Source organism: Ruminococcus sp. YE71 (assembly GCF_900119155.1).
GTDB lineage: Bacteria > Bacillota > Clostridia > Oscillospirales > Ruminococcaceae > YE71.
Genome location: NZ_FPIR01000006.1, coordinates 194,638 through 215,715, shown reverse-complemented (window position 1 = coordinate 215,715; position 21,078 = coordinate 194,638). Strand labels below are relative to the sequence as shown.

Here is a 21,078-nt window from a genome sequence, read left to right as displayed (position 1 = left end):
CCAAAAGTCGCTTCGCTCTTTTGGCAAAATAAAATCGGCATTTCACGCTTCGAAGGGATGTTTGAGCTCATCTTTCATGTTGAGTTCTTTTCCTCGGGTTTTCGGGAAATGCCGATTTTATTTTTGTGGGGGGGATGATGGCTCTCTTTCGGGTCAAAGCCATGTTCCCTTGGCGGGGACGCTGTCCCCGAGCCCCTGCTGGGAGGGACCCTTTGAAAAGGGTCTCCCCCAGACCCCCTCCTAAACTTTTTAGGTCTCTGGCGAGGACGGGACGGTGGCTTTTTTTACGTTGCGCTCTTTTGCTTTATAAACGATAGATCCTTTCCGTCTGCATAATTGCTCCGCGCTTCGTCTATCTTCGGATAGGCTTCCTTGAACGCATTGATGACTTCCTCGTCAAACTGCGAACCCGCATTCTTTACTATCTCATTGTACGCAACCTCGGGATCCCACGGCTCCTTGTAACTCCGCTTGCTCGTTAACGCATCATAAACATCCGCTACCGCAACGATCCTGCCTTCGATCGAAATGCTGTCCTTCAACTTGCCCGTCGGATAACCCCTTCCGTCAGGCCGCTCATGATGGTCGAGCGCTATCTGCTTCGCAAGCTGCATTATGTCGCCCTCAACATGGTCGAGAAGCTCGCCGCCATACCCCGAATGCTTCTTTATCTCCGCAAACTCCTCGTCGGTCAGCCGCGCAGGCTTCTCCAGTATCTCCGTGGGTATCATCAGCTTGCCGATGTCGTGCATGGTGGACGCAAGCCGTATCCGCTCACATTCCTCCTCCGAAAGCCCCATCTGCTCCGCGATTATTCTGGAATATTCCGATACACGCTTGACATGGTTGCCCGTCTGCGATGACTTGTTCTCGGTTATCTCCGCAAAGGAAACTATCATCTCTTCCTGAATGCGGTTGGTCTCGTCGGCTTTCTCCTGTAGGTACGCCCCATACTCGAATATCGCCGCGAAAAGCCTCAGCGTGATGAACGTTATTACCGCTGACGTGGCGCTGCTCATGAAAAGGATGATTATCGAATACCACGACGCTTTCCTGAGCTTGACCGCAGTCTTCTTCGTGAACGGTGAATCGCCCATGCTCACTACTTCCAGCATCTTTATCATGATGTGGACGAAAAATTGGTATACACATAAGCTGAGCAGCATGAACGTTTCGGAAATGATGATCTTCGTTAACTTGCTGAACTTGGCGCCATCCGAAACCCCCTGCAAAAATTGCATCGTCCCGGGCATATCTTCGATGTCCGCACTGATGTTGAGGGTGTCCGCATAATGCGGCGCAAAAATGATCGCCACCACCAGCAGCACTATCAGAATGTATATCGCCACCGAAATGACCTTCAGCAGCTTGGCAAGCCGCCTGCATATCTTGATGACCTTCTGCTTGCTCTCCTCCATATTTCTCCCTCCAATACCTTTTCTCACCGCGAGCGTGCTCTCTTTATTTCAAGAGTGCGGGTCTTGTTGGGGGAAAACCCCCGCCTTAGCTTCGCACGTCCGCCTTAGCTTCGCACGTCCGCCTTAGCTTCGCACGGCTAGAAAAAGGGTTATCCTCCAAAACCCCTTTCCTAAAACTTTTAATACTTTTTGGCTTTTGGGTGCTTCTACCTAACTTTGTGTTGGTCGGGAAGTTTGTGATTCTACTCTTAGGTAGCTTGCCCCTTGCCAAAAAGAAGTTCAAGGGTGCGTAACGCATCATTTGAGCGTATTCATCAGATGGCATCTCATGAAATGTCAAGGGACTATCTTTCCGATCACAACAAACGTCCGACATATTAAAAGTCTTTGGAAGGGGGTCCGGGGGAGAACCTTTCTTCAGAAAGGTTTCCCCCGGCAAGACCTGCACTCTCCCCTGTAAGCGCTCACGATAGGATATATTTATTATAGCACATGACGGGAAATTTTTCAAGAGAAAAAAACGGCACAGAGCGCGGAGCCCTGTGCCATTTATCAAGGGGGGTAATGTTATCAGCTGTTTATGGTGAACATAATGGAGTTCATTATGTTTTCGAGGAGCTCCTGTCTGCCCGAGCCGAGCGAATCGGTGACCTCGCCCTTTTCGAGGGCGTACTTTTCGAGGTCTTCCATAGTCGCCTTGCCGTCGATGATGTCCTTGCCGATGCCCGTTGTCCAGGAAGCGTATCTGTCCTCAACGAACTTGTCGATGCGTCCGTCCTCTATCATCTTTGCGGCGATGCGCAGACCGAGCGCGAAGGTATCCATACCTGCGATGTAGCTGTAGAAGATATCCTCGGGGGTGAAGCTGCCGCGTCTTGCCTTCGAGTCGAAGTTCAGACCGCCGTTTGTGAAGCCGCCTGCCTTGAGGACTTCGTACATACAGAGTGCCGCGTCGTAAACGTTAGTCGGGAACTGGTCGGTGTCCCAGCCCAGCAGGGGGTCGCCCTGATTTGCGTCGATGGAACCGAACACGCCGTTGTCGCGGGCTACTCTCAGCTCGTGCTGGAAGGTGTGCTGTGCGAGGGTCGCGTGGTTCGCCTCGATGTTCATCTTGAAGTCCTTTTCGAGACCGTACTTGCGCAGGAAGCCGATAACGGTGGCGGTATCGAAATCATACTGGTGCTTGGTGGGCTCCTTCGGCTTGGGCTCGATGTAGAAATCGCCCTTGTAGCCGATGGAACGTGCGTAGTCAACGGTCATGCGCATAAGGCGTGCCATGTTGTCCTGTTCGAGAGCCATGTTGGTGTTCAGCAGGGTCTCGTAGCCCTCGCGTCCGCCCCAGAATACGTAGCCGTTTCCGCCCAGCTCTACGGTGGATTCAACAGCCTTCTTTATCTGTGCCGCCGCGTAAGCGAACACGTCAGCCGACGGCGAAGTGCCTGCGCCGTGCATATATCTCGGGTGGTCGAAGCATTTAGCGGTGCCCCAGAGCAGTTTCTTGCCTGTCTCCGCCTGCTTCTTCTTGCAGTAAGCGACCACCTTGTCGAACTCCTCGTTGGTCTTTCTGAGGTCGCCGTATTCGGGCGAGAGATCGCGGTCGTGATAGCAGTAGTAGTCGATGGACAGCTTCTCCATTATCTCGAAAGCCGCGTCTACCTTTGCGATGGCGCGTGCGGCGGGGTCGGACTCGCCCCAGCTCTTGTCGGCAGTACCCACACCGAACATATCGGTGCCGTCGCCGCCCATGGTGTGCCACCAGGACAGTGCGAATTTCAGCTGTTCGCGCATGGTCTTGCCGCCTACGACCGCATCGGGGTCATAGTACTTGAACGCAAGGGGATTTGCGGACTTGGGACCCTCATAGGGTATCTTCGGGATATTAGGGAAAAATTCTGACATGATGATAGCCTCCGTTTATAAGATTCAAAGCTCTATATCGACGCTCAGACACTTTGTGCCTGTGAGCGTTTCGCTCAGTTTATCGGGCTGATGTGCGCCTGCGTACAGCGTGAACCGCTTGCCGAACACACGTCTTGTGCCGTTCTCGTCCACCGCGGTGAAAGCCTTTTCGGGAACGGGTATGGTGACGGTCGCACGCTCGCCCCTGTCAAGGCTGACCCGCCTGAAACCGCAGAGCGACACGTTGCGGACTGCCTGTGCGCTGTAGTCCTTGATGTACAGCTGTATGACTTCATCGGTGCGGTCGCCCATATTCTCGACGGTGACCGTCGCCGTGCCGTCGGAGTACTTCAGGTCGGTGCAGTATACCTTTCCGTAGGTCAGACCGTAGCCGAAAGGATAGAGCACATTGTCCTCGGCGTAGCGGTAGGTGCGGTTGTGCATCGAGTAGTCGGTGAACTCGGGGAGCTTGTCGGTGTTCTCGTAGAAAGTCAGCGGCAGCTTGCCTGAAGGTGAGATGTCTCCGAAGAGTATCTCCGCGAGAGCCTTGCCGCCCTCGGAACCGGGGTACCATGTGTGCAGCAGAGCGTCGCAGTCTACCTCGGTGTTGATGGAGCTTCCGGCGGAAACGACCACTACCACGGGCTTCCCGAGCTTCATTATCTTTTCAAGGAGAGTACGCTGGCTGTCGGGCAGCAGCAGACCGTTCTTGTCTCCCGAGGAGAATTCGTTGCCCGTATCGCCCTCTTCGCCCTCTATGGTGGCGTCAAGACCCACGCACATGATGATGACATCCGCACATTCGGCGGCGGCTATCGCTTCGGCGTAGCGGTCGCCCTCTCTTGCGAGGACGGAAGTCTTGTTCTTGAACAGGTGGCAGCCCTCGGCGTAGATGACTCTTCCGCCGAATCTGTCCTGTATGCCCTCAAGGAAGGTGATGTATCTGTCGGCAGTACCGTTGTAGTTGCCCTCAAGGGCGGGACGGCTGTTTGAGTTCGGGCCGATGACCGCGACTGTGCGGACGGTGGATTCGTCCAGCGGGAGTATGCCGTTGTTTTTGAGCATGACGATGGATTTTTCCGCGCACTCCAGCGAGGTGAGCTTGTGAAGGGTGCAGCCGGTCACGCTGTAGGGGATGTCGTCATACTCGGTTTTCCCGTCGAACATACCGAGACGGATGCGCGTCCTGAACAGGTGTACGGCGGCCTTTCTGATGTCCTCTTCGGTGATGAGCCCCTGCTCGAAAGCCGCAAGAAGGTTCACGTAGGTGCAGCCGCAGTTCACGTCGCAGCCCGTAGTCAGCGCAAGCGCCGCCGACTCCACCGCCGACGATGTCACCATGTGGTGCTCGTGGAAATCGCGTATCGCCCAGCAGTCGGAAACGAAATATCCGTCGAAGCCCCACTCGTCCAGTTTGCCCATGAGGAACTTGCTGGCGCAGGCAGGCTCGCCGTTGACGCGGTTGTACGCGCCCATGATGCCCTCGACCTTAGCCTCTTTGACAAGCGCCTCGAAAGCGGGCAGGTAGGTCTCTTCCATATCCTTCGGGGTAACGACTGCGTTGAACTCGTGACGCAGAGCCTCGGGGCCGCTGTGTACCGCAAGATGCTTTGCGCAGGCGGCAGCTTTTATTACCTTGCCGTCCCCCTGCAAGCCCCTGACGTAAGCCTTGCCGTTCTCGGCGGTGAGGAACGGGTCCTCGCCGAAGGTCTCGTGACCTCTGCCCCAGCGCGGGTCGCGGAATATGTTGATGTTCGGAGCCCAGAGGGTCAGTCCCTTGTAGATGTCCCTGTCGCCGATGCGTGTGTAAGCGTTGTATTTCGCCCTCGCTTCCGTTGAGGTTATCTCGGCGGCGCGTGTCACCAGTTCGGTATCGAACATCGCCGAAAGTCCGATGGCCTGCGGGAACATGGTAGCCACGCCCGAACGCGCAAGTCCGTGAGCGGCTTCGTTCCACCAGTTGTACTCGGGTATGCCGAGCCTGTCAATGGCAGGAGCGTCATATCTGAGCTGTGAAGCGGCTTCCTCAATGGTCATCTCCGCCACCAGTGCTTCCGCTCTTTCCTGTGCCGAAAGGCTCTCGTCAAGATATTTCTTCATATAAATATTCCTTCTTTCTCATCCGAGCAGCTGTCTGAGCTTTTCGGGCTCGGGCTCGCTGTCGTCGGTATCTTCAAAGAGCCTCCAGCTTTCGCGGAGCACGGCTTTTTCATGCGGCTGATATTCCTTCAGCTCCCCGAGTGCCTCGCACTCTAAGAACAGGTAATTGGTGTACACCTCGAAATTACAGCAGTAGTCGGGATATGAGGCATCCTCGAACCCGAACTGCTTTACGAATATCTGTCCGTTCACGGCGTAAGCCGCGAAGCCGTCCTCAACGTTGAAGCCCATCTTGAATGCGTTCTTGATGTACTTGTCCTGTCTTACCCTGACTTCGGTGTTCGTCAGCGTAAGTCTCGGGTCGCAGATGTCCGTGTAGTCCCACAGGCTCATGACCCTGTTCGGCAGATAGCCGCTCTTTCTCGTGCAGAGCGGTATCCTGCACACTCCGCCTGCCGCAAGACCCGTCACCGACCAGGGTGCTGCCTTTATCGGCTTGTCGGAGATATTTTCAACAGCGTGAGTGAGCTTCACCGAAGCGTCATCGTCGTCAAGCTCTATCTCTACGCTCATATGTCTTCCGAAACTGTCGGACGCGGGCGAGACGGTCAGCTTACCGTTCTGAAAGCCGTACCTTACAGCGTCATTGTCGGGGAAGTACGTGTCGGGCTTGATCTCGGGCGCTGTCCAGAGCCTGTGACCGCCGTATGCGTACCATTTGCCGAATTCTCCCACGTCCTCAACGAAACGCCTTTCGGTATCCTCGAAAAGAACATTCGGTTTCCCTTCCAACGCGAAATAGATGATCCTGGGACCTGCCTCGGCCGTTACGCCCAGTGTAACTCTGCCGTTCTCAAGAAACAGACATTTCCCGTAATTTCCGTACTGCCTTTCGATAAGTCTGCCGCTCATCTTTCGCCGCCTCCGTCCTGTATCCTCACGGTCTGAATGGTCGGCTGTGGCTTTCGCCGTCCTCCCGACCGTGATTTTATTATACTATCTGATCTTTTTATTTACTACCCGATTATTGCGCTGCCGAGTCCAATTATTGCTTATTTGCACCATTCCCACCACATTTCTTTGCTCTGTTTCCAATTAGAACCATATAAAACCCCCGAAAACCCAACCTCCGCACCCGAATATTGCGTCTTTATCCCATTTATTGCTGTGCCGAAAAGCTCTGTTTGTCTTGGGGGAAGACTCTCCGCCCGTAAAAAAAACATCCGGAGGTCTGTAGCTTCCGGATGTTTTTTATTTTCTTCTGTTGGGTTTGGCTTGTTTTTGTTTGTACATTCGCGAGTCGCTTATGGTCAGGTAGTCTTCGAGGCGGGCGTTGGGGTCGGAGTCGGCAAGGTATGCGCCGAAGCTCATATCCAGCTTGTAGGGCAGGTCGCTGCCGCGGTTGAACTCGTCTATCGACCTTCTGAGATCGACCGTGAATTCCGCGAGTTTTTCCTGCGAGTAGTCGGGAGCGAACACGTAGAATTCGTCGCCGCCTGCGCGGCCTGCTATCTCGCCGCTGCGGCAGCAGGCTCCTATCAGCTTTGCGGCGGCTTTTATGGCGGTATCGCCCTCGGTGTGTCCGAAGCCGTCGTTGATGCGTTTCAGCCCGTCCATATCTATGACCATCGTACAGACCTGAGCCGTGCCTTTTTTCAGCGAGCGTATAGCCTCATGCGTCCGCTCGTCGAAACCGCGTCTGTTGAGCAGACCCGTCAGACCGTCGCATATGCTGAGATTTTCGAGGTCGCAGATAAGCGACTGTATGCGGTTTGTCTTCAACAGCGTCTCGAACGATACCGCAAGGTTCAGCACCCAGAAATTGTAGTACTCATTATACACATCCTCACTGCTGAAAGACACCGCCGTGTAGCCGAACCTTCGCTCGTCGCAGTGCAGGCTGTTGACATATATGAACATCGGCTCGTCATACGAGCAGTCGGGGAAAATCATCCCGTGGGACATCTTCTGTTTCATGTCGATTATATCGCCTGCGTGGTCGATGGCGACCGCAGGGATAAGCTCGCCCGACGGCTCGGTGTACTTCGCGTCGTAGGAAGGTCTGCCCTCGCTGTCGGTATGCGTCATCACGAAAAAGCTCCTGTACCAGCCGAAATTGATGGCGTGCCTGTCGAGGACTTCCGTGAGTTTTTCGGTGCTGTCCACCGAGCTCATTTTGATTATCGCGCTTTCCGAGTCGTACATGGCGTAGCTCAGGTCGCGGTTGAGTTTGTGCAGGCGGTTCATCTTCTCGACTTCGTGGCGGTAGTTGAGCCTGTGGCATCCGCAGGAGTGTGTGAATATGAACTCGGGTTCGGCAGGCACGTCGCCGACCTCCTTGCCCTCGGTCACATCGTTTATCACCTTGAAAGCCTGCCGTGCGATGGAAAGTCTCTTCCTGTCAACGGTCGAGATGTGGGGCAGGTAGGTCTGCGCCTCATCCGAGCCGTCGAAGCCCGACACCGCTATATCCTCGGGGACTCTGATGCCCCTGTTTTTCAGGCTCTGGCACAGCGCTATCGCCATGTAATCGTTTGCACAGACGATCGCCTGCGGGCGCTCCGCCGAAGAAAGAAAGAAGTCTGAAGCGGCATCTCCCATATTGAACCAGAAGTCGCCCTCGAAAACGCCTGTGCCGTCCTCGGGCAGACCCTTTTCGCGCATGACGCTCCTGAACATTTCGAGCCTTACCTTCGCATCGGGGTGATCGAAAGGCCCCGACATATAGCCTATCCTCGTGAAGCGGTGAACGTCGGTGAAGTGGCGTATCATGCCGCCGATGCCCTCACGGTCGTCGAACACGATGTTGTGCAGACCCTCGTAGTACCTGCTCACCGAGACAACGGGGCACTTTGCTGTCCTGACCTTTTCGACTATCCTCTCCGCCATGCCCTGTACTTTAAAGCCTTCGAGGTCGATTATCACGCCCTTGAACTTGTCGAGGTCAACGAGGTCGAGCAGGTGATGTTCCTCGGTCCCGTAGCCCGAGTCCTTCTCGCCGATCATGCCGAGAAAGCCGAAATAAACAAGGTTCAGACCCTGTTCCTTTGCGGCGGTGTTCAGGTCATGGCAGAACTGCCGTCTGTATCTTCCCGTTATCGAGCAGGTGAACACAGCAACGGTATCGTGCGAATTGATCATTGAGCCGCTTCCTTTCCTAATAGTGTTAATAAAATTATATCACATCAATTTATTCATGTCAACACTTTTTGACAGTTTTTGCATAATAAAAAGCCCGTGATGACCACGGGCTTTTCCTGTATTTTCAGACTGTGTAGCGCAGTGCCTTTGAGTTCATATCAACGAACTGAGGCTTTACGGTCTTCTTCATTACGTCCTCGATCTCCGCGAGGTCGAAGGGCAGAACGCCCGACTGCACCGCCTGACCGAGCATCACCATGTTGAGCGCTCTCGGCGAACCGATGTCGGCGCAGGCTTTCTCGCCGTCGATGAGGGTCAGCTCCGCGTTCTGTTCCGCAAGGTAGCCGAGCATCTCCCTGCCCGTGTAGTCCGAGCCCTTGAGGGTCGCGGTGACGGGCATTATCGGGTGGGTGTTCACGATGATGCGTCCGCCCTTTTTGAGGTAGGGGAGCATCCTTACCGCTTCGGCAGGCTCGAATGCGATGAGTATGTCCGCGCATCCCTGTGCGAACATCGGGCAGTGAAGTCCCTCGCCCACGCGCAGGAAGCTGAACACACTGCCGCCCTTCTGTGCCATACCGATGGTCTCGGCGCTCATGACGGGCATACCGCTCGCCATTGCCGCCGCCGCGATGAGCTTTGAGGTCAGCACGATGCCCTGACCGCCTACTCCGCAGATGAGTATGTTAGTCTGCATTCTTGTCACCGCCTTTCACGCTTATCGCACCGAACGGGCATATCTGCGAGCAGAGTCCGCAGCCCGTACACAGCGAATTCTCGATGAACGGCCTGCCGTCCTTTATCACGATGCCCGGGCAGCCGAGCTTCTTAACGCACAGCTTGCAGTCGCGGCACTTGTCGGGGTCGATGTACGCAGGCTTTTCGGGCTTGATGAGCACGGCACAGGGCGACTTGAAGATGATAGCCTTCACGCCCTTTTCGTCCGCGACCCTCTTTACCGTCTCGACCGCGGCCTTGTGGTCGAGGGGGTCAACCGTCTCGACGGTCTTTACGCCCACGCCTCTGAGCACAGCGGTGATGTCTATCTTCTCCACAACGTCGCCCATCATCGTGCGTCCCGTGCCCGGGTGGGGCTGATGACCTGTCATGGCGGTGGTGGAGTTGTCGAGTATCACGAGGGTCATGTCAGCCTGATTGTACACGGCGTTGACAGCTCCCGTTATCGCCGACGCGAAGAAGGTCGAGTCGCCCACGAAGGAGAAGCACTTTGTATCGGGCTCGATGCGGCCGATGCCCTGAGCGATGTTCACGCCTGCGCCCATGCAGAGGCAGGTGTCCACCATGTCGAGGGGCATGGCGTTGCCGAGGGTGTAGCAGCCGATGTCGCCGCAGAACACGCTCTTTTTGCCCTGCATAGCCGTCTTGACCGCGAAGAAGCTCGCACGGTGGGGACAGCCTGCGCACAGGACGGGCGGTCTGACGGGAAGAGCGGGAGCTTCGCCGAGTTCGGGCTCGGGAAGCTCGGGCAGGTCACGTTTCGAGAACGCCCTTATCGCCTTCGCCACCGATGCGACGGTGTTCTCGCCTGCGGCAGGGATGTCGCCCGTCAGCTTGCCCCTGATGTTCACGCCGATGCCGTACTTGCCGCTCACGAAGGTCAGCGCACGCTCGATGACGGGGTCAAGCTCCTCGATGCAGAGCACTTCTTTTTTGCCCTTGATGAAGTTCACAGCCGCCTGCTCGGGGAAGGGGAACGGCGTGCCGATCTTCAGCACGGGGATGTCGAGCCCCAGCAGTCCGAGGGCTTCCATCGTATAGGCGTAGCTGATGCCGTGGGTCACGATGCACTGACCGAGGTCGTCCGAAGCCTGTCCGCAGACGGGGTTCAGACCGCTCTCCGAGAATACTTCGGACAGCTCGGTGTTGCGCTTTTCGATGTTGGTGTGCGCCTGATAGCTGAGACGGGGGAAGATGACCCACTTCGAGGGGTCGCGGACGAAGCCCTCGGGCTTGTTGACCGCGTACTCGCTCTCGTCCTTCACGTCCACCGACGCGTAGCCGTGACAGACTCTCGTGGTCGGACGGAAGAGCACGGGCGTATGATACCGCTCGGAGAACTCGAAGGCGGTCTGTATCATGTCGTAAGCCTCCTGCACCGAGGACGGGTCGAAGCAGGGGAGTTTCGAGTACATGGCGAAAGTGCGGGTATCCTGCTCGGTCTGCGATGAGATGGGACCCGGGTCGTCCGCCACGAGTATCACCATGCCGCCCTTGACGCCGATGTAGGCAAGGCTCATGAGCGGGTCGGACGCAACGTTCAGTCCCACCTGCTTCATGGTGACCATAGTCCTCGCGCCGCAGTAGGCCGCGCCTGCGCCGACTTCGAGAGCCGCTTTTTCATTCACCGACCACTCCACGTACAGTGAACCGTCGTTGACCTTCGCGCAGGTCTCAAGCACCTCTGTCGAGGGGGTGCCGGGGTAGCCGCTGACGCAGTTCAGCCCTGCGGCGATGGCGCCGCGTGCGATGGCGGCGTTGCCCATCAGAAATTCTTTATGCAAAAAGATCACTCCTTATCGGAAAAAAGTTCAATAGTATTATAACATTTTTTTCCGTTTGTGTCAATCGCTTTCCGCAGGACGGCAAAAAAAACACATCGCACAAAAATGTGAACATCGTATATTGCATATTCACAAAAAAAGTCGTTTCGGGCGAGAAAAGAGCATTTACACTTGACAAGGCAAAAAAGATGTGCTATCATATGTCTATGAGAATAACGCGGACAGCATCGTCCGCAAGGGCTACATACACTCAAAAAGGGGCAGATACTATGACATTCGCAGAAAAGCTCAGACATATCAGAGTCGGTCAGCATAAAACACAGGCTGAGGTCGCAAAGGCACTCGGTGTCAGCAGCCGTACCATCATACTCTACGAACAGGGAAGCAGAAAGCCCCGCTCGGAGGACGTGTACGAACGCCTTGCAGAGCTTTTCGATGCGCCCCCCTCTTTCTGGCAGAATGAGAGCGAGGATGACTTCCAGATAGCCTCGATGTACGCTCACGGCAACGGCGGCAGAGTGCAGGCGGACAAGCTCGTCAGCGAGATGGCGGGACTTTTCGCAGGCGGAAAACTCTCGGAAGAGGATGCCGATGAGGTCATGCTGGCTCTCCAGAAGGCTTACTGGGCTGTCAAGGAAAAGCAGATGACCGACCGCACGGAGGCAGAGGGTTGAGTTACATCTCGGAGCTGGTGCAGAGCATCACCGCGAAGTACGGCACGTCTTCCCCTTTCGAGATATGTGAGGCGGCAGGCGTAATGCTGATGACCGAACCGCTGGGCAGCCTGAAAGGGCTGTTCACTTTCGTGGCGGATTCGCCTGTGATAATACTCTCGCCGCAGACCGAACGTGAGGACAGGCTGCTCACCTGCGCTCACGAGCTGGGGCATTTCTTCCTGCACTCCGATATAGCGCGTGAGAACTGTCTCAAGGAGTTCGAGATATTCAACATGAAGGACAAGGTCGAGTACGAAGCAAACGTGTTCGCGGCACATCTGCTCATCGACGAGGACGAGATGATGGGCTATCTGCGTGAGGGCAGCGACGTTTACGAAACGGCGATGCGGCTGCGCGTTGACCCGATACTGCTGAATTTGAAGCTCACCGAGCTCAACAGCATGGGCTACCGCTTCGATACGGGCTGGACAGGGACGAGACTGTTCGTCTGAACATTTCGCATATTCTATTCTATATCATATATTTTCTTTTGAAAGGACTTGATCAGAATGAAGATCACAGAGAGCCAGCTTGCGCTGGTAAATGACAGGATAAGGGCACTTATCGCGTCCAACAGCTTCTACGGAAAGAAGCTCGAAGAAGCAGGCATCACCGAGGTGAAGACGGCTGAGGATTTTGAAAAGCTGCCTTTCTCCGAGAAGAAGGATCTGCGCGACGCTTATCCCCTCGGACTGATGACCGCTCCCGAAGAGGAGATCGTGCGCATCCACTCGTCGTCGGGTACGACGGGTACTCCTGTCATCATCCCCTATACCCAGAAGGACGTTGACGACTGGGGCGAGATGTTCAAACGCTGCTACGAGACAGCAGGCATAACCAACAAGGACAGGATACAGATCACCCCGGGCTACGGTCTGTGGACGGCAGGCATCGGCTTCCAGAACGGCTGTGAAAAACTCGGCGCGATGGCGATACCGATGGGCCCGGGCAACACCGACAAGCAGCTGGAGATGATGGTGAACCTCGAAAGCAGCGTCATCTGCTCGACTTCTTCCTACGCGCTGCTGCTGGCGGAAGAGATCGAAAAGCGCGGCATCAAGGATAAGATAAAGCTGAAAAAGGGCGTTATCGGCTCCGAGCGCTGGAGCGAGAAGATGAGAAACAGCATCGCGGAAAAGCTCGGCATCGAGCTGTATGACATCTACGGTCTGACCGAGATCTACGGCCCCGGCATCGGCATCAACTGCGAGCATAATACCGGTATGCACATCTGGGATGACTATCTGTATCTTGAGATAATCGACCCCGTTACGGGCAAGAACGTTCCCGACGGCGAAGAGGGCGAGATCGTTATCACTACGCTGGTGAAGGAGGGCGCACCCCTCATCCGCTACCGCACTCACGACCTTTCGCGCATCATTCCCGGCGAGTGCCCCTGCGGACGCAAGTACCCCCGCATCGACACCATCAAGGGACGCACCGATGATATGATGAAGATCAAGGGCGTAAACGTGTTCCCGAGCCAGATCGAGGAAGTTCTCGGACAGTTCCCCGAGATCTCCAGCGAGTATCAGATCCGTATCTCGCACCTCGACGGCAAGGATACTATGCGTATCTATGTCGAGACTAACGGTTCGGTCGATTTCGAGAACCTTTCAAAGCGTATCGCCGAAAAGGTCAAGAGCCGCATCGGCTTCACGCCTATCGTCAAGGTCGTCGAAAACGGCGTCCTGCCGCGCAGCATGAAAAAGACCGCGCGCGTCATCGACGAAAGATTCGACTGATAACAGTTTCACAGCCCGCGAGCATACCGACCTGCTCACGGGCTTTTTGCTTTTACTGACTGCGGGTTTAACTGGGGGAAACCTTTCTGAAGAAAGGTTCTCCCCCAGCCCCCCTTCTAAAGACTTTTAATATGTCGTTCGTTTGTTGTGGTTTGAAAGATAGACTATCACCGCTTCAAGAGTGACCATCTGAAAAATTCCGCAAATGAAGCGTTAACCACCATTGAACGTCTTTTTGGCAAGGGACAGACTATCGAAGAGAAGAATCACTATCTTCCCGTTTAATACTACCTATGGAAGAAACACCCACAAGCCAAAAAGTATTAAAAGTTTTAGTGAGGGGGTTTGGGGGAGGACCCTTTTTCAAAAGGGTCTCCCCCAAGAGAAAAAAACGCAGGCAGCAGCACAAAAAATGAGGAGTTGATATTATGCTGAGAACGACCGAGACCGAGAACGGGAAAGTGCGCGGGCTTGCTGCCGCTGACCCGAGGATAACCGCATTCAAGGGCGTGCCATTTGCTGCGCCGCCTGTCGGCGAGTATCGCTGGAGAGCGCCGCAGCCCTGCCGCAGCTGGGACGGCGTGCGCGACTGTTTCGATTTCGCGCCCATCCCGATGCAGGACAGACCGGGCGTCGGCACGGACATCTACTGCCGCGAGTGGCACGTTGACCCCGACATTCCCATGAGCGAGGACTGCCTCTACCTAAACATCTGGACGGGTGCGAAGTCCGCAGACGAGCGGATGCCCGTGCTGGTGTGGTTTTACGGGGGCGGTTTCCAGTGGGGCTACACCGCCGAGATGGAGTTCGACGGCGAACGTCTTGCACGGCGCGGGATCGTGGTGGTAACGGTGAGCTACAGGCTCGGGGCGTTCGGGTTCCTCTGCCATCCGCAGCTGACCGCCGAACAGCCCGATGCGCCCTGCAACTTCGGTATGCTCGACCAGCAGGCGGCTCTGCGCTGGGTGAACCGCAACATCGCGAACTTCGGCGGCGACCCCGATAACGTCACCATCGCAGGTCAGTCGGCAGGCGGCGGCAGTGTCATGGCGCACATGGCGTGCAAAGCCAACGAGGGCTTGTTCCACAGGGCGGCGGTGATGAGCGGCATCATCAGCTCCCCATATCAGCGCGACCCGTTTTTCGTTCCGCAGACCCTTGAAGCGGCAGGCAAGAAAGGCGAGCGCTTGTTCGGGCATCTCGGCGTAAAGACCCTTGAAGAAGCGCGGAAGCTCGACGCCGAGACCATCCGCCGCAAGTATTCCGAGCTGCGAAACGCGGGGGGGATGTTCTACGTCATCGTGCAGGACGACATTTTCAGCACTGGCGACCCGATGGAAGCGTTCAGGAAGGGAAGCCGCATCCGCGTGCCCGTGCTGGCAGGCAACACGGGGGATGAGTTCATCGACACCATCCCTGCCGCGACCGAGATGCAGCTGGCGTCGCTTGCGCAGAGGGCGCTGGGGGCGAAGTTTGAGGCTTTCCTGAAATGCCCCGAAGCGCACATCATGACCGACGAAGGCTATGCTCCCGCGTCCGCGCCCGAGATCGGCACAAAGTCGATGTTCCTCGCCGAGGGCAGGCTCGCCGACCCGAAGCCCTGCTACTACTACCGTTTCGTACCCGACATCCCTGGCGATGACAAGCCCGGCACCTTCCACTCCTGCGACCTCTGGTTCTTCTTCGAGACCCTTGCGAAGTGCAGCCGACCCTACGAGGGCAGACACTACGACATCGCACGGCAGATGTGCGACTATCTCGCGAATTTCGTCAGAAACGGCGATCCGAACGGCTCGGACATCAACGGCAATAAGCTCCCCGAGTGGCGCCCCTACACGGACACCGACCGCGCCGAGATGGAGTTCACTTCCGAGGGTGCGGTGCCGACTGTGGAGAGCAGTTCGCTCACGGGCGTTCTGCTTGAGTGAAAAAATTACCCGATTAGTCGGGATAAGGAGACTTTCACATGAAAAAACAGGCTTTCAACCCCTATCTTCCCAGCTGGGAATACATCCCCGACGGCGAACCCTACGTGTTCGGAGACCGCGTGTACATCTACGGTTCGCACGACCTCTGGAACGGCCATGTGTTCTGTCTCGGCGATTACGTCTGCTGGTCCGCACCCGTGGATGACATCGGGAACTGGCGATATGAGGGCGTCATCTACCCGAAGACCGCTGACCCGCTCAACAGGGACGGGCATATGTGCCTTTACGCTCCAGACGTGACCGTCGGCGCGGACGGCAGATACTACCTTTACTATGTCCTCGATAAGGTGAGCGTGATGTCGGTGGCGGTCTGCGATACGCCAGCGGGGAAGTTCGAGTTCTACGGCTATGTTCACTATCCTGACGGCACCCGTCTCGGCGAGCGCGGGGGCGACGAACCGCAGTTCGACCCCGCCGTTCTCACCGAGGGGGACGTGACCTATATGTACAGCGGTTTCTGCGGACAGGGCGACAGGTCGCGGACGGGTTCGCGGGTGGTCACTCTCGGCAGGGATATGCTCACCGTCCTCACCGACCCCGTGACCATCATCCCGGGAAGCTGCTACAGCAAGGGCACGGGATTCGAGGGGCACGCGTTCTTTGAGGCGTCCTCGATACGCAGGGTAGGCGGCAGGTATTTCTTCATCTACTCCTCCGAGGTGATGCACGAGCTCTGCTACGCCGTCAGCGACAGTCCGCTGGGCGGTTTTGAGTACGGCGGCGTGCTGGTCAGCAACACCGACCTTCACATCGACAGCTATAAGCCTGCCGAAATGCCATCCGTCCGCGGCGCGAACAACCACGGCAGCATCGTCGGGATAAGCGGCGAGTGGTACGTTTTCTACCACCGCCACACCAACGGCACATGGTTCTCGCGGCAGGGCTGTGCCGAACGGCTGAAAATGCGTCCCGACGGCGGTTTTGAGCAGGCGGAGATCACCTCCTGCGGACTCAACGGCTCGCCGCTCACGGGCAGGGGAGAGTACCCCGCTTATATCGCCTGCTGCCTGTTCACCGAGGAGAAGGAGCTTTACGTGGGCGACCTCAACGCTCCGAGGATAGTTCAGGACGGCAGAGACGGCGACGAGGAAGAGGGCTACATCGCGAACATCTGTGACGGCACGAATATCGGGTTCAGGTACTTCGACTGCAAGGGAGTGCGGCGGTTCGGGATCTCTACCCGCGGCTACGGGAACGGCGTGTTTCAGATAAAGACAGCATGGGACGGCGGGGTGCTGGGCGAGATAGCGGTCAGCAACACCAACGTCTGGACGTCAGCCTTCGCGGAAGTGTCCATCCCCGACGGCGTGAACGCGCTCTGGCTGACCTTCAAAGGCAGCGGCACACCGCAGCTGAAGTCGATAACTCTCGGATGAACAAAAAGCCATCTGCCGAAAAAACACGGCAGATGGCTTTTCAGCGCAAAAAAAACAGCAGGTCATAAACCTGCTGTTTTGTGTTTTTTAGAGGATGATATCGCCGCTGAATACGGTGATAGCGTCGCCAGTGAGGTAGATAGCCTCGTCGGTGACCTTGATCTGGAGGTCGCCGCCCTTGAGCTTAACGGTGATCTCGGTGTCCTTCTTGCAGTAGCCGCCGAGCACTGCCGCAACAGCAGCTGCGCAGGCGCCTGTGCCGCAAGCCCAGGTCTCGCCTGATCCGCGCTCCCATACTCTCATCTTGAGGGTGTGGTCGTCGAGCACCTTGATGAACTCTGCGTTGACTCTCTCGGGGAAGATAGCGTCGTTCTCGAACTTAGGACCGATGTCCTCCAGGTCGATAGCGTCGAGGTTGCCCGTCACGAACGTTACAGCGTGGGGGTTGCCCATGGAAACGCAGGTGATGTTGTAGTCCTTGCCGCCGATGTTCACCTTGCGGTCAACAACTCTGCCGTTCTCGTCAGCTTCGAGAGTTACGGGGATCTGAGTAGGGTCAAGGATAGCCGCGCCCATGTTTACGGTCGCGCCGTTCACTTCGCCGTAGTGGCGGAGCAGCTTGACGTGCATGATGCCGCTGAGCGTCTCGATATCGAACTCGTCCTTGTCAACAAGTCCGTTGTCGCGCATGAAGCGTGCAACACAGCGGATGCCGTTGCCGCACATCTTGCCCTCGGAACCGTCGAGGTTGAACATTCTCATCTTGCCGTCCGCAACGTCCGAGCGCTGGATCAGGATAACGCCGTCGCCACCGATACCGAAGTGACGATCGCTGAGTGCGAGAGCCAGACCCTCCGGATTGTCGATGCGCTGGTCGAAGCAGTTGAAGTAGATGTAGTCGTTGCCGCAGCCCTGCATCTTGGTGAAGCGTACCTTCTTCTTTTCCTGACGCATATTGTTGATGTCAACGATCTCGGTAGTCTTTTCGTTGTACTTCGATCTCAGCGAAGCTGCGATAGCGTTCGCGGTGTCGAGCGAAGTCAGGCAGGGGATGTTTCTCTCAACGGTCTTACGGCGTATCTTAACGCTGTCGCGCTGAGGACTTCTGCCCTTGGAAGAGGTGGAGATAACGTAGCTTACCTTGCCGCTCTCGATGAGGGTGAGGGTATTCTCGTCAGCCTCGCCTATCTTTGCAACTTCCTCACAGGGGATGCCGTGGTCGGAAAGAACAGCGGCAGTGCCGTGAGTAGCATATACCTTGAATCCCAGGTCGTAGAACGCCTTTGCAGTCTGCGGGATCTCGCCCTTGTCAGTATCGCGGACGGTGATGAGCACTCCGCCGCCGACGTTGAGCTTGTAGCCTGCCGCAGTCAGACCCTTGTGGAGAGCCTCCTCCAGCGAGCTTGCAACTGCGAGAACTTCACCTGTGGACTTCATCTCGGGACCGAGGTGGTTATCAACGTCAATAAGCTTCTCGAAGGAGAATACAGGCACCTTGACAGCCACATACGGCGAATTGCGGTAGAGACCCGTGCCGTAGCCCATGTCAGCGAGCTTTTCGCCGAGCATACATCTGGTAGCAAGATCTACCATCGGAACACCCGTTACCTTGGAGATGTACGGGATGGTTCTCGACGAACGCGGGTTCACCTCGATAACATACAGCTCGCCCTCGTTGATGAGGTACTGGATGTTCACAAGACCCATAGTCTTGAGGGAGATAGCCAGCTTCTTCGAGCAGTCGATGATGCGCTCGATAAGTTCGTCGGAAACGTTCCATGCGGGATATACTGCGATGGAGTCGCCCGAGTGAACGCCTGTTCTCTCGATATGCTCCATGATACCGGGGATAAGGATATCCTCGCCGTCGCAGATAGCGTCTATTTCAAGCTCGGTACCCATGAGGTACTTGTCGATAAGGATCGGGTTCTCGATCTCCTGTGCGAGGATGATCGCCATGTACTCCTTGATGTCCGCGTCGTTGAAGGCGATTATCATGTTCTGACCGCCGAGAACGTAGGACGGACGCATGAGCACGGGATAGCCGATGCGGTTCGCAACTTCAAGAGCCTCGTCGGTAGTCATAACGGTGAAGCCCTGCGGACGTTTGATCTTGTGCAGTTCAAGCAGTTCGTCGAAGCGCTCTCTGTCCTCTGCCGCGTCGATGGAATCGGGAGGCGTACCCATAATGTTCACGCCGTTTGCAGCGAGGTACTTGGTGAGCTTGATAGCAGTCTGACCGCCAAATGCCACAACTACTCCGTAAGGCTTCTCAACAGCGATGATGTTCATAACGTCCTCGTTGGTGAGCGGCTCGAAGTACAGTCTGTCAGCGGTGTCGAAGTCGGTGGAAACGGTCTCGGGGTTGTTGTTTACGATAACAACGTCGAATCCCTTTTCTTTAAGAGCCCATACGCAGTGAACCGAAGCGTAGTCGAACTCGATACCCTGACCTATACGGATAGGACCCGAACCGAATACGATAACGGTCTTGTTGGTGCTCTTCTTGGAGCGGATGAACTCCTCAGCCTCGTCCTCGGTGTCGTAGGTCGAGTAGAAGTAAGGTGTCATAGCCGCGAACTCAGCCGCGCAGGTATCGACCATCTTGTAAACAGCGCGTCTGTGGTTCTTGACGGGCTTGCCCGAAAGTCTCTCGATGACCTTGTCGGGGAAGCCGAGTACTTTTGCAAGCTCGTAGGTCTCGGCGGAATCGTCGCCGCTCTTGAGCTTGTTTTCCATGTCGATGATCTTGAGGAACTTGTTGAGGAACCACTCGTCGATCATAGTGATCTCGTGGATCTCGTCAACGGTAACGCCGCGTCTGAGAGCCTCACATACAACGAACAGTCTCTCGTCGTCGCAGTTGTGGAGTCTTGCTCTGATCTCGTCGTCGCTGAGCACCTCGTGCTTGGGGCTGATGAGGCAGTCGTGACCGATCTCAGCGCCGCGGACAGCCTTCATGATAGCCTGCTCGAAGGAGGTGCCGATAGCCATTACCTCACCGGTAGCCTTCATCTGGGTTCCGAGCTCACGCTTAGCGTAAACGAACTTGTCGAACGGCCACTTCGGCAGCTTTACTACGAGGTAGTCGATAGACGGCTCGAAGCAGGCGTAGGTATTGCCTGTTACAGCGTTGAGAATCTCGTCGAGGGTGTAGCCGATAGCGATCTTGGTAGCGACCTTAGCGATCGGGTAACCCGTAGCCTTTGAAGCGAGTGCCGACGAACGGGAAACTCTGGGGTTTACCTCGATAACGGCGTACTCCATGCTTTCGGGGTGGAGTGCGAACTGGCAGTTGCAGCCGCCCTCTACCTGGAGTGCGTCAACTATTCTGAGTGCCGCAGTACGCAGCATCTGGAATTCTTTGTTTGAAAGGGTAACGCAGGGAGCGATAACGATGGAGTCACCTGTGTGTACGCCGACAGGGTCAACGTTCTCCATCGAGCAGATGGTGATGCAGTTGCCCTTGGAGTCGCGCATTACCTCGAACTCGATCTCCTTCCAGCCCGATACGCACTTCTCGATGAGCACCTGAGTGATCGGCGAGAGGTACAGACCGTTGCCTGCGATCTCTCTGAGCTCTTCCTCGTTGTGTACGATACCGCCGCCTGTTCCGCCGAGGGTGAAAGCAGGACGAACGATGAGCGGGTAGCCGACGCCCTCGCTGTCAGCGAAAGCGATAGCGTCCTCAACGGTATTAACTACCTTCGAGGGGATGCAGGGCTGACCGATGGACTCCATGGTGTCCTTGAACATCTGTCTGTCCTCAGCCTTGTCGATGGTGTCGGGGCGGGCGCCCAGCAGCTTAACGCCGTACTTGTCGAGGAAGCCCTCCTTGGCGAGCTGCATCGAAAGGGTCAGACCTGTCTGACCGCCGAGGGTGGAAAGCACGCTGTCGGGGCGTTCCTTCTTGATGATCCTCTTGACAGTCTCAAGGGTCAGCGGCTCGATGTATATCTTATCCGCCATTGCGTTGTCGGTCATGATGGTAGCAGGGTTGGAGTTCACGAGGATAACCTCAAGACCCTCCTGCTTGAGAGCGCGGCAAGCCTGTGTGCCTGCGTAGTCGAATTCGGCAGCCTGTCCGATAACAATAGGACCCGAGCCGATAACAAGAACTCTCTTAATATCTTTATTTAAAGGCATTTATATCAATCCTTTCGTTATCCGTTA

14 protein-coding genes are annotated in these 21,078 nt (G+C 56.1%); 6 read left to right on the top strand and 8 right to left on the bottom strand.

Annotated features, from left to right (window positions below):
* Positions 1-284: 284 nt before the first annotated feature.
* The 7 genes from BT142_RS07930 to iorA all read right to left on the bottom strand — a co-directional run bounded on the left by BT142_RS07930 (position 285) and on the right by iorA (position 11,080).
* Positions 285-1,418 (bottom strand): HD-GYP domain-containing protein, encoded by a 1,134-nt coding sequence (locus tag BT142_RS07930; protein WP_072417665.1) that lies wholly within the window; start codon positions 1,416-1,418, stop codon positions 285-287.
* A 570-nt stretch (positions 1,419-1,988) separates the two neighbouring features.
* Positions 1,989-3,317 (bottom strand): xylose isomerase, encoded by a 1,329-nt coding sequence (xylA, locus tag BT142_RS07920; protein ID WP_072417663.1) that lies wholly within the window; start codon positions 3,315-3,317, stop codon positions 1,989-1,991.
* Positions 3,318-3,341: 24 nt separating this feature from the next.
* Entirely contained in the window at positions 3,342-5,417 is a 2,076-nt protein-coding gene (locus BT142_RS07915) for a glycoside hydrolase family 3 C-terminal domain-containing protein (protein ID WP_072417662.1), read from the bottom strand.
* 18 nt (positions 5,418-5,435) lie between these two features.
* The gene (locus BT142_RS07910; RefSeq protein ID WP_072417661.1) at positions 5,436-6,329 is read right to left on the bottom strand and encodes a hypothetical protein; all 894 of its coding nucleotides are present in this window, start codon (positions 6,327-6,329) and stop codon (positions 5,436-5,438) included.
* A gap of 339 nt (positions 6,330-6,668) precedes the next feature.
* Positions 6,669-8,558 carry a substrate-binding and GGDEF domain-containing protein gene (locus tag BT142_RS07905; protein WP_072417660.1) on the bottom strand — a complete coding sequence of 630 codons (1,890 nt, stop codon included), beginning with the start codon at positions 8,556-8,558 and terminating at the stop codon, positions 6,669-6,671.
* Positions 8,559-8,682: 124 nt separating this feature from the next.
* The gene (locus tag BT142_RS07900; protein WP_072417659.1) at positions 8,683-9,255 is read right to left on the bottom strand and encodes an indolepyruvate oxidoreductase subunit beta; all 573 of its coding nucleotides are present in this window, start codon (positions 9,253-9,255) and stop codon (positions 8,683-8,685) included.
* Complete coding sequence (gene iorA / locus BT142_RS07895) at positions 9,245-11,080, bottom strand: indolepyruvate ferredoxin oxidoreductase subunit alpha (RefSeq protein WP_072417658.1); 1,836 nt, start codon at positions 11,078-11,080, stop codon at positions 9,245-9,247. The genes BT142_RS07900 and iorA overlap by 11 nt, the downstream gene beginning before the upstream one ends.
* Positions 11,081-11,349: 269 nt before the next feature.
* Between iorA and BT142_RS07890 the strand changes: the two genes are divergently transcribed.
* The 6 genes from BT142_RS07890 to BT142_RS07870 all read left to right on the top strand — a co-directional run bounded on the left by BT142_RS07890 (position 11,350) and on the right by BT142_RS07870 (position 16,905).
* On the top strand, positions 11,350-11,754 hold the full coding sequence (locus BT142_RS07890) for a helix-turn-helix transcriptional regulator (protein ID WP_072417682.1): 405 nt from the start codon (positions 11,350-11,352) through the stop codon (positions 11,752-11,754).
* Positions 11,751-12,248 (top strand): ImmA/IrrE family metallo-endopeptidase, encoded by a 498-nt coding sequence (locus BT142_RS07885; RefSeq protein WP_072417657.1) that lies wholly within the window; start codon positions 11,751-11,753, stop codon positions 12,246-12,248. The genes BT142_RS07890 and BT142_RS07885 overlap by 4 nt, the downstream gene beginning before the upstream one ends.
* Positions 12,249-12,305: 57 nt before the next feature.
* Positions 12,306-13,541: a phenylacetate--CoA ligase family protein gene (locus BT142_RS07880; RefSeq protein WP_072417656.1), complete on the top strand. Its 1,236-nt coding sequence runs from the start codon at positions 12,306-12,308 to the stop codon at positions 13,539-13,541.
* Positions 13,542-13,834: 293 nt separating this feature from the next.
* Complete coding sequence (locus tag BT142_RS19855) at positions 13,835-13,957, top strand: hypothetical protein (RefSeq protein ID WP_278277571.1); 123 nt, start codon at positions 13,835-13,837, stop codon at positions 13,955-13,957.
* A 12-nt stretch (positions 13,958-13,969) separates the two neighbouring features.
* Positions 13,970-15,469: a carboxylesterase/lipase family protein gene (locus BT142_RS07875; protein ID WP_072417655.1), complete on the top strand. Its 1,500-nt coding sequence runs from the start codon at positions 13,970-13,972 to the stop codon at positions 15,467-15,469.
* Positions 15,470-15,507: 38 nt separating this feature from the next.
* Positions 15,508-16,905 (top strand): family 43 glycosylhydrolase, encoded by a 1,398-nt coding sequence (locus BT142_RS07870; RefSeq protein ID WP_072417654.1) that lies wholly within the window; start codon positions 15,508-15,510, stop codon positions 16,903-16,905.
* Positions 16,906-16,992: 87 nt separating this feature from the next.
* Here BT142_RS07870 and carB read toward each other — a convergent pair whose 3' ends face one another.
* Positions 16,993-21,051: a carbamoyl-phosphate synthase large subunit gene (gene carB / locus BT142_RS07865; protein WP_072417653.1), complete on the bottom strand. Its 4,059-nt coding sequence runs from the start codon at positions 21,049-21,051 to the stop codon at positions 16,993-16,995.
* Between the last annotated feature and the right edge of the window lie 27 nt (positions 21,052-21,078).